The 423-nt window shown below is 66.0% G+C and carries 2 pseudogenes; both read left to right on the top strand.

Annotated elements, in window-relative coordinates:
• Positions 1–72, top strand: a pseudogene (locus tag ACFWJO_RS40740) (50S ribosomal protein L23); the annotation flags it as partial.
• Between the two features lie 37 nt (positions 73–109).
• Positions 110–423, top strand: a pseudogene (locus ACFWJO_RS40745) (50S ribosomal protein L2); the annotation flags it as partial.

A 423-nucleotide genomic window follows, 5' to 3' on the forward strand; every position in this document is an offset into this window, starting at 1 on the left:
AAGTCCACCAAGCGTGCCATCGTCACGCTCAAGGACGGGACCATCGACATCTTCGGAGGTCCGCTCGCCTGATCGGCGTGCGGAGACCACTTAATCGAGGAACTGACACATGGCTATCCGTAAGTACAAGCCGACCACCCCGGGCCTGCGTGGCTCGTCCGTGGCCGACTTCGCAGAGATCACCCGGTCCACGCCGGAGAAGTCCCTTCTCCGTCCGCTGCACAAGACCGGCGGCCGCAACAACACCGGTCGCATCACCACCCGTCACAAGGGCGGCGGCCACAAGCGCCAGTACCGCCTGGTCGACTTCCGTCGCCACGACAAGGACGGCGTGCCCGCCACCGTCGCGCACATCGAGTACGACCCGAACCGCACCGCCCGCATCGCGCTGCTGCACTACGCGGACGGCGCCAAGCGCTACAT

It is taken from the genome of Streptomyces sp. NPDC127092 (genome assembly GCF_042722475.1).
GTDB lineage: Bacteria > Actinomycetota > Actinomycetes > Streptomycetales > Streptomycetaceae > Streptomyces.